This window comes from Streptococcus hyointestinalis, assembly GCF_041225505.1.
Classification (GTDB): Bacteria; Bacillota; Bacilli; order Lactobacillales; family Streptococcaceae; genus Streptococcus; species Streptococcus hyointestinalis_B.
Genome location: NZ_JBCLSK010000013.1, coordinates 35,522 through 43,748 on the forward strand (window position 1 = coordinate 35,522; position 8,227 = coordinate 43,748).

Consider the following 8,227-nt stretch of genomic DNA (forward strand, 5'->3'; position numbering starts at 1 on the left):
TTTAAAGCACCTCCGCAAATTTCTTAGAATACTTGTTAAAGACAAAGACACCAATCACAAAAACCACAAATGGAATCAAGTAAGGAATCGCTACGATAGCTTTGTTGTTAATCAATTGCCAAACTGTGACATTTGCCTTATCAATAAGAAAATAACGTGCATCTTGAATGATTTGTGCTACAGGATTAAGCATCATGACCTTGGCTGCAATCAAGCTACGGTCAGACACATAAGTGATTGGGTAGATAATCGGTGTCGCATAAAGCCCTGCCTGCATAAAGACTTCCCAGATTTGAGATAGATCACGAAAACGCACAAAAACAGTTGATAAAATCAGAGCAATCCCTGTCGCAAGAAGAAACAGCTCAATAGCCAATGGAATAGCCATCACAGCCGTCCATGAGAACTGCACACCGTTAAAGAGGGCAAAGAGCAGCACCACAATCAAGTTAATCCCAAAGTTAATCGCTGCACCGCAGATAGCTGAAATAACGATGATTTCTTTTGAGAAGTTGAGCTTACGCAACAAATCCCCACGAGAGACGATGGACACCATCCCCATATTGGTCGCTTCTGAGAAAAATCCCCAGATGACATTGGCAAGTAGCAAAGCCACGGCAAAATGCGGCACATCGCCACCCAAGCGTAAGAAATGGATGAAGACAACATACATGATTGCAAAGAGCATCAAAGGCTTCAAAATAGACCAAAGATAGCCAACAGCACTTCCTTGATAGCGTAATTTAAAGTCAGTCTTGACCATTTCTCTCAAGAGAATACGGTTTTCTTTACTGAAATAATTCATCAGTTTCTCCTATAACCAAATTTTGTAATAATCAATGTTCTAAAAATAAAGGTGTGAAACCAGCGGTTTTTAGCTAGTTTGTACGACTTTAAGGACGAGAGGCGTTTTCCAAGTGGCGCTTCTGTTATCCCGATAAAAGCTTCTACCAAAGCCCTGTCATTTTTATCAAGCTCAAAGTCTCTAAGGAGACTGACTTGCTCTTGACTAGAGGTGATGAGATACCAGTATTTTGCGACTAAGGCTTGCGGTTTTAGCCAATTTTTAATGCGCTTGTTCCACGTCCTAGCACCAAGCACATTATTGTCATGCTGACGATAGAACTCACCGGGCTTATCAATATAGATGAGCTGCCCCAAAGCAGCTGCTAGTAAAGCTAGGTACCAGTCGTGCATGATGACCTTATCCGTTCTCATCCAGAGCTTAGCTAGGCTGTGGTTAATGCCTGAAACGCCACCTGTTACTGTATTTTCAGTCATTTCTTGGTAGAGCTTGGTGTTTGCATGATGTGACTGTGTTCTCACCATACTTTTATGAAGGACATTGAGCTTTGCATCCACAATCATCAAGTCCATATAAACCATGACAGGCTGGCTATTATCAACTTCGGCAAAAGTTGCCAGCTGCATCTCAAGCTTATCCTCTAGCCAAACATCATCTTGGTCACTAAAAAAATAATAATCGGCTTCCTCGTACTTGACCAAGTGGTAAAAAGACTGGATGACACCGTAGTTCTCAGTCTCATCTTCATTGATAAAGCAAATCCGCTCATCTTTTTGCGTGTAGGCTTTGATGATAGAGCGTGTCTTGTCTGTTGAGCCATCATCTCGGATGAGCAGTTTCCAGTCTGTAAAGGTCTGACGGCGAATACTCTCAATCTGCTCCGCTAGAAAGGTCTCACCGTTGTAGGTAGACATCAAGATATTAACTCTCATGTAAAAACAAATCCTCGTACTCTCCTACAATTTTTTCCCAAGTATAATCTTTTTTGACAATCTCTTTGGCACGCTTGCCATAGGCTGTTTGCTCTGAAATCCCTTCAGCTTTTGTAATAGTATCCGCTAGATTTCCTGCTGCCTTTGTCCAGTAGAGGCTGCTGTCTCTAGCGACCGAGCGGTTAAAGTCGACACCAAGAACCAGATTGAGCTTGGTCTGGCTGAGCGCCTCAAGAAGCCCAGGATTGGTGCCTCCGACCTCGTGCCCATGGATATAAGCAAAAGCGTGCTCCCTTATATAAGCCAGTAAATCACGATTGTAGACTGTGCCAACAAACTTGATACGCTTATCCTCATCAAAGCCTGTTTTTTGACGCAGTTCTTCAAAATAGCCATTACCCTCGTGGTTACAAATGATGACTAAATCACGCTTAGTTTTTGTGGTCATAAACTCACGAATAACCGTTTCGTAGTTATTTTCAGGGACAAAGCGCCCAACGACGAGATAATAATTTTCCTCAGTGACACCCCATTTTTGATAGAAACTGTGCACCTCGTCAGAATTTTTTGTCAGCTTTGAAGGTGCTAGGTCTGTCCCATAAGCGATAAAGGTCGTCTTGGCAACAGGATAGGCTTTTTTGATATAGCTTTCAATGCCACTGTTATCCGCCACAATCAAGTCCGCTTTTTGCGCCATTTTTTTCTCGGCGTATTTGAGATAAGCCTGCACAGGACGTGACCACTTGGAGCGTCGCCACTCCATCCCATCAGGATTGACAAAGACTTTTCCGCCACATTTATGTATCTTTTTAATAAAAGGGCTAATAAAAGCACCGATTGTATTACCCAAAATATAAAAAATCGGCTGTTTGATCGCATCACGCTTAACAAGTGTGAGAGCATAGTTGATTGCCATCATGTCGTAGAGAATGACTCTCGCTGGACCAAGATTAGGCACCTTAATCCTAAAGCAATCTGCTCCTTTGTAATCATAGTGTGTGCCATGCTTCTCTTGACTAAGACAAGCCACATGGTATTTGATGTTCTGATTTTTTTGATGCGCTACCAACTCTGAAACAAAGGTTTCAAACCCGCCATAACTAGCAGGCAAACCACGGCTTCCGATGATGAAAACATGCTGCAAAGCGCACTCCTCCATACTTACAATAATCAATTTATTATACCATAAATAAAAGCAGATAGCGACTTAAAAAGGTAGACTTCTGTCCTTTCTGGCGCGAAAAAAGCCTGATATTATCAGGCTTTAAGATTATTTCTTGACGTCTTGCTTGTAAAATTCTTTTAGAGCGTCTTTCCAGCTTGAGATAACAAAACCTGTTGCTTTTGCCTTTGCCAGACTCATAGTTGAGTTAAGTGGGCGTTTGGCTTTTGCTGGGAATTGGCTAGAGTCCACTGGTTTGACAGTGACATTTGTGTCTTTCAAGATTTCAACCGCAAAGTCATACCATGTGGTATCTTCGTCAGCGTCGTTTGACAAATGATAATAACCAAATTCTTTTTGATTCTCAGCCAAGTAAACCATAAACTCTGCTAGTGTGCGTGTCCAGGTTGGACGACCGTGTTGGTCATTGACAACTGTCAGCGTGTCATGAGTCTTAGCAAGGTTTTGCATGGTAAAGACAAAGTTTTTACCGTAGTTACCAAATACCCAAGCAGTACGGATGATGTAGAATTTTTTAGCGTATTTTTCAACCAGCTCTTCACCCATACGTTTTGTGCGTCCGTACTCTGTTTGTGGGTCTGGTGTGTCATCGACTTCCCACTCTTCTCCAACTGGCTTTTCACCATCAAAAACATAGTCTGTTGAGATGTAAACCAAGGTTGCGTTGTACTTAGCAGCTGCTTTTGCGACATTTTCAGTACCTGTCACATTGATAGCGTAGTCAAGCTCTTTGCCTTCGTCTTCTGCTGCGTCAACAGCTGTATAAGCTGCACAGTGGTAGACAAGTGTTGGTTTTACTTCTGAGAAGACTTTGTCCACCATTTCAGCGTTTGTGATGTCCATTTCAGCGACATCCACAGCCACGTATTCTTCATTGCGCTCATCAAGCAAATAACGCAATTCTGTCCCTAACTGTCCATTTGCACCTGTAATTAAAATCATCTGTTACTCCTTTAATTTCGTAAACTAGGTTTATTATAACGCAAAAAAGGGAATTTTTCATCCCTTTTCTTTTTTATCTGATACCAAGCGCAATGCGAGCGTAGCGGCTCATCTTTTCCACCGACCAAGCCGGTGTCCAGACAAGCTTAACCTCAACATTTGTCACTTCGGGAATATCACGCATAACATCATAGATTTGGTCGGTCAATAGATCCGCCAAAGGACATCCCATCGTCGTGAGTGTCATATCAATCTCAGTCTCACCATCATCAAAGCGAATCTCATAGACCAAGCCAAGATTGACAATATCAATCCCAAGCTCAGGGTCAATAACCATCTCTAGCGCTTCTAGGATACGGTCTTTGATTTTTGCGACTTCTTCTTCAGTATATAGTGCTGACATCTTTCACCTCCTCAAGCGAGCTTAGTCTTCCATGAAATCTTTGAGTTGTTTGCTGCGGCTTGGGTGACGCAATTTACGAAGCGCCTTAGCTTCAATCTGGCGGATACGCTCACGGGTAACATTAAAGACCTTGCCGACATCTTCTAGCGTACGCATTTTACCATCATCAAGCCCAAAACGCAGACGCAAAACGTTTTCTTCACGGTCAGTCAAAGTATCAAGCACTTCATTGAGCTGCTCACGCAGCACCACACGTGTGGTGTACTCAACAGGATTTTCAACGACTTCGTCCTCGATGAAATCACCAAGATGGCTATCATCTTCTTCACCGATTGGCGTTTCTAGGGACACAGGTTCTTGTGCGATTTTAAGAATTTCACGCACCTTGTCTGGCGTCATGTCCATACGCTCTGCGATTTGCTCTGGTGTTGGATCTTGCCCTAGCTCTTGCAAGAGATTGCGCTGTTCACGCACAAGCTTGTTGATAGTTTCCACCATGTGAACTGGGATACGAATGGTACGGGCTTGGTCAGCAATAGCACGTGTAATGGCTTGACGAATCCACCATGTCGCATAGGTTGAAAACTTGAATCCTTTTGAATAGTCAAACTTATCCACAGCCTTCATGAGACCCATATTACCTTCTTGGATAAGATCAAGAAACTGCATTCCACGCCCCACATAACGCTTAGCGATAGAAACCACCAAGCGCAGGTTCGCTTCTGCGAGACGTTGTTTTGCCTGCATATCTCCAGCTGCTACTGCTAGCGCAAGCTCTTTTTCTTCTTCGTTGGTTAAGAGGGGCACAACACCGATTTCTTTAAGGTACATACGTACTGGGTCATTGACCTTAGCTGAGTTGTTACCGAGCAACTCCTCATCTGTCAACTCCTCTGGCTTTGGTCCTTCAACCACGTACTTGCTAGAAGGATTGCCTTCCTTGTCAGTGATGGCAATACCACCATCTGTCAAACGCTCTAGTAAATCATCGATTTGGTCTGCATCCAAAGTAAATGGAATGACTAGCTTTTCAGTGACCTCATCATCTACCGCAGTACCTGCTTTTTTATGGTTTCGAATAAAGTCTGCAACTTGTACGTTAAAGGTTGTAATTTCTTTTGTTTCTGCCATAGTTTCCTCATTCCATATTTCTTTTTTGAGCAATCAATTGCTGCAGCGCTTCTAGCGCACCATAAACATCACCTTGATTGCTTGACTCACGTATCTGTTTACTTTGTTTATGGATATCTCGCTCTGTTAGCAATTGCTCACGCCTACGCTCAATCGCCTCAATCTCACCCGAAGCCACCTCATCTGGCAAGCGCTCCTCTAACACACGATAATACATCTGCCGCTCAGCATCACTAATCTCTGCCAAGTCAAGACTAGTAATCTCACCCTGCTGACACAACAGCTCATACAGAGCCTCAATCTCTGGCGTATCAAAGGTAAAATCCAAGCGATTGCGATACGATTGTAGTAAATAATCGTGATGTAGGAGACGATGAAAGAGCTGAATCTCTGCTTTCATCAAAGCAGATAAACTCTTAGATACTGGTGGAGATAACACCTGCTGTTGTGTGTATTGGCTGGTCTTTTTCCGATTGCTGCGACTGATGAGACGCTCGTTGTTAACAGCCTGCTCGACTTGAAAATAGTCAAAATCCGGCAAAAGCTCAGCTACCTTGTGGATATAGCTATTTTGCGCCGTGATGGACGACTCTTGTGCAATCAGCTTAGCCATTTTTTCCACATAAGCAATCTCAGCTTGCAGATTGTCGCTATTTTCTGGCTTCAAATGCTGAATATAAAATTCGGTGCTACTGATACGCCCTTGCTCGAGAAGTTGCTTGAGTGCTTCTTTTGAGTTGTGTCTTAAAAACTCATCTGGGTCCATATGGTTAGGAATCCTAACCACATCAACAGATAAAGAATCTAATAGTTCTAGAGACTTAGCTATCGCTTCTTGACCAGCATTGTCCCCATCGTAAGTCAGAATCACCTTTTTAGTAAACTGGCTCAAATGTCTCACATGCTCAGGTGTTAGCGCCGTCCCCATAGAAGCGACCGCATTTTCAATACCAGATTGATAAGCTGCAATGACATCCATAAACCCTTCCATGAGATAAAGCTCGTGCGTTTTTTGCGCCACTTTTTTAGCTTTGTCTACATGATATAATTCGTAAGATTTATTGAAAATGAGCGTTGATCGGGTATTTTTATATTTTGCTTGCTTTTGCTCGTGATCTTGCTGCGTCCAGATACGCCCAGAAAAAGCAATCACACGCCCCTTATCATCTGTCAAGGGAAACATGATCCGATTTTTAAAGGCATCGTAGAGACGACTAGACGTTTCATCAATATTAAAGAGCCCAGACTGCGCAAGAGCTTCCTCATGATTAGGGTATTTATCGCTCAAGGCTTTATAGAGAAAATCAGGCTGTTTTGGCGCTAAGCCGATATTAAAGTGCGTTAGCACTTCTTCATCAAGTCCCCGAGCCTGCAAGTAATCCCTAGCCAGCTGCCCCTCTTTGGTTGTCATCAAGATAGCATGGTAAAATTGAGCCGCCTCGCTATTGAGATCATAAAGGATCTGATTAGGGTTTGCTTTTGCTACCGTCTGCTGCTTTGGTAAATCAAGTGTTATCCCTGCACGCTCAGCCACAAGACGAACACTCTCCATGAAACTAATCTGCCTGTAGTCTTCTAAAAACTTGAAAACATCCCCAGACTTTCCACAACCAAAACAGTGAAAAAACTGCTTGTCCTCAACGACATTAAACGAAGGTGTTTTTTCCTTATGAAAAGGACACAGACCAAGGTAGTTATGCCCAGAGCGTGTCAGACTAACCACCTCACCAATGACATCCACGATATTGACACTATTTTTAATATCAGCTATCGTTTCACGACTAATTGCCAGAGCCATCACCTCCCTAAAATACCCCGATTTTAGTTTTACGTTTCATTATAACACTTTCTAATCTTTTTGTAAATCGTAACGTTTGGCGATAAAGTGTACTTTAATTGGACTTTATGAGTCTATTTGCTTGCTATTTGTACCTTTTACTTGATATAATTGTAGTATCACTATAATTATGAAGGAGTTTTTTATGATTAAAGAACTTAAAGACTTTCTATTTAGAGGCAATATCCTCGATCTTGCTGTTGCCGTTATTTTGGGGGCTGCCTTTAACGCTATTATCACATCACTTGTCGGTGACATCATCACCCCTCTTATCTTGAACCCTGCCTTAAAGGCTGCAGGTGTTGAAAAGATTGCTGACCTTGCTTGGAATGGTGTTGCTTACGGTAGCTTCTTGAGCGCTGTTCTTAACTTCCTCATCGTTGGAACAACTCTCTTTTTCATCGTTAAAGCAGCTAATAAAGCTATGTCGCTTGGTAAAAAAGAAGAAGAGGCTGCAGACGAGCCAGCTGGACCTACTCAAGAAGAGTTGCTCGCTGAAATTCGTGATCTCTTAGCAAACAAATAATAGACAAGACGAAAAAGATTAGAGATGGCTCTAATCTTTTTTTCATGCTTTGTTAGAATAGTAAAAACTAGGCAGAACCTAGTTTTTTTGTTTTCATTAGAATTTTTTACGTTTGCGAGCAGCTTCTGATTTACGTTTACGTTTTACAGAAGGTTTTTCATAAAATTCACGTTTACGTGATTCTTGAAGAGTTCCTGCTTTCGTAACAGAACGCTTGAAACGACGAAGTGCATCATCAAGTGATTCATTCTTGCGTACGACAGTTTTTGACATAGTTTTCACCTCCTCAAGATATTGTGACAATGATGTCCATATACTAGGATACCTAAATCCCTCTTTTTTGTCAATAGACGAGCCCACTATTTTTTCAAAAAAATCGCAAACAGGCTGTTTTTAAAAGTTCTAAAATGAAGTTAGCCACTTAAAAGTATGAAAAAACACCTCAGAGAGATATAATTGTAATCACCA

The 8,227-nt window shown here is 42.1% G+C and carries 9 protein-coding genes; 1 reads left to right on the plus strand and 8 read right to left on the minus strand.

The annotated features are described in order from the left end of the window. Position 1 precedes the first annotated feature (1 nt). The 7 genes from AALA56_RS04810 to dnaG all read right to left on the minus strand — a co-directional run bounded on the left by AALA56_RS04810 (position 2) and on the right by dnaG (position 7,194). Positions 2-805, minus strand: a complete 804-nt coding sequence (locus AALA56_RS04810; protein ID WP_369909028.1) for an ABC transporter permease — start codon at positions 803-805, stop codon at positions 2-4. Continuing rightward, positions 805-1,737: a glycosyltransferase family 2 protein gene (locus AALA56_RS04815; protein ID WP_369909029.1), complete on the minus strand. Its 933-nt coding sequence runs from the start codon at positions 1,735-1,737 to the stop codon at positions 805-807. The genes AALA56_RS04810 and AALA56_RS04815 overlap by 1 nt, the downstream gene beginning before the upstream one ends. Then, on the minus strand, positions 1,727-2,881 hold the full coding sequence (gene cps2T, locus AALA56_RS04820) for a beta 1-4 rhamnosyltransferase Cps2T (RefSeq protein ID WP_369909030.1): 1,155 nt from the start codon (positions 2,879-2,881) through the stop codon (positions 1,727-1,729). Before cps2T ends, AALA56_RS04815 begins: the two co-directional genes overlap by 11 nt. 126 nt (positions 2,882-3,007) lie before the next feature. After that, positions 3,008-3,862 carry a dTDP-4-dehydrorhamnose reductase gene (rfbD, locus tag AALA56_RS04825; protein ID WP_369909031.1) on the minus strand — a complete coding sequence of 285 codons (855 nt, stop codon included), beginning with the start codon at positions 3,860-3,862 and terminating at the stop codon, positions 3,008-3,010. A gap of 73 nt (positions 3,863-3,935) precedes the next feature. Then, the gene (locus tag AALA56_RS04830; protein WP_115270379.1) at positions 3,936-4,265 is read right to left on the minus strand and encodes a metal-sulfur cluster assembly factor; all 330 of its coding nucleotides are present in this window, start codon (positions 4,263-4,265) and stop codon (positions 3,936-3,938) included. A 21-nt stretch (positions 4,266-4,286) separates the two neighbouring features. Further along, positions 4,287-5,396 carry an RNA polymerase sigma factor RpoD gene (gene rpoD / locus AALA56_RS04835; RefSeq protein WP_369909032.1) on the minus strand — a complete coding sequence of 370 codons (1,110 nt, stop codon included), beginning with the start codon at positions 5,394-5,396 and terminating at the stop codon, positions 4,287-4,289. A gap of 7 nt (positions 5,397-5,403) precedes the next feature. Then, positions 5,404-7,194 (minus strand): DNA primase, encoded by a 1,791-nt coding sequence (dnaG, locus tag AALA56_RS04840; RefSeq protein WP_369909033.1) that lies wholly within the window; start codon positions 7,192-7,194, stop codon positions 5,404-5,406. 184 nt (positions 7,195-7,378) lie between these two features. Here dnaG and mscL point away from each other — a divergent pair, with 184 nt between their 5' ends. Then, the gene (mscL, locus tag AALA56_RS04845; protein ID WP_369909034.1) at positions 7,379-7,759 is read left to right on the plus strand and encodes a large conductance mechanosensitive channel protein MscL; all 381 of its coding nucleotides are present in this window, start codon (positions 7,379-7,381) and stop codon (positions 7,757-7,759) included. A 96-nt stretch (positions 7,760-7,855) separates the two neighbouring features. On the opposite strand, the gene rpsU is transcribed toward mscL, so the two are convergent. Then, positions 7,856-8,032, minus strand: coding sequence for a 30S ribosomal protein S21 (gene rpsU, locus AALA56_RS04850; RefSeq protein ID WP_000048058.1), 177 nt, complete (start codon positions 8,030-8,032; stop codon positions 7,856-7,858). Positions 8,033-8,227: the final 195 nt, after the last annotated feature.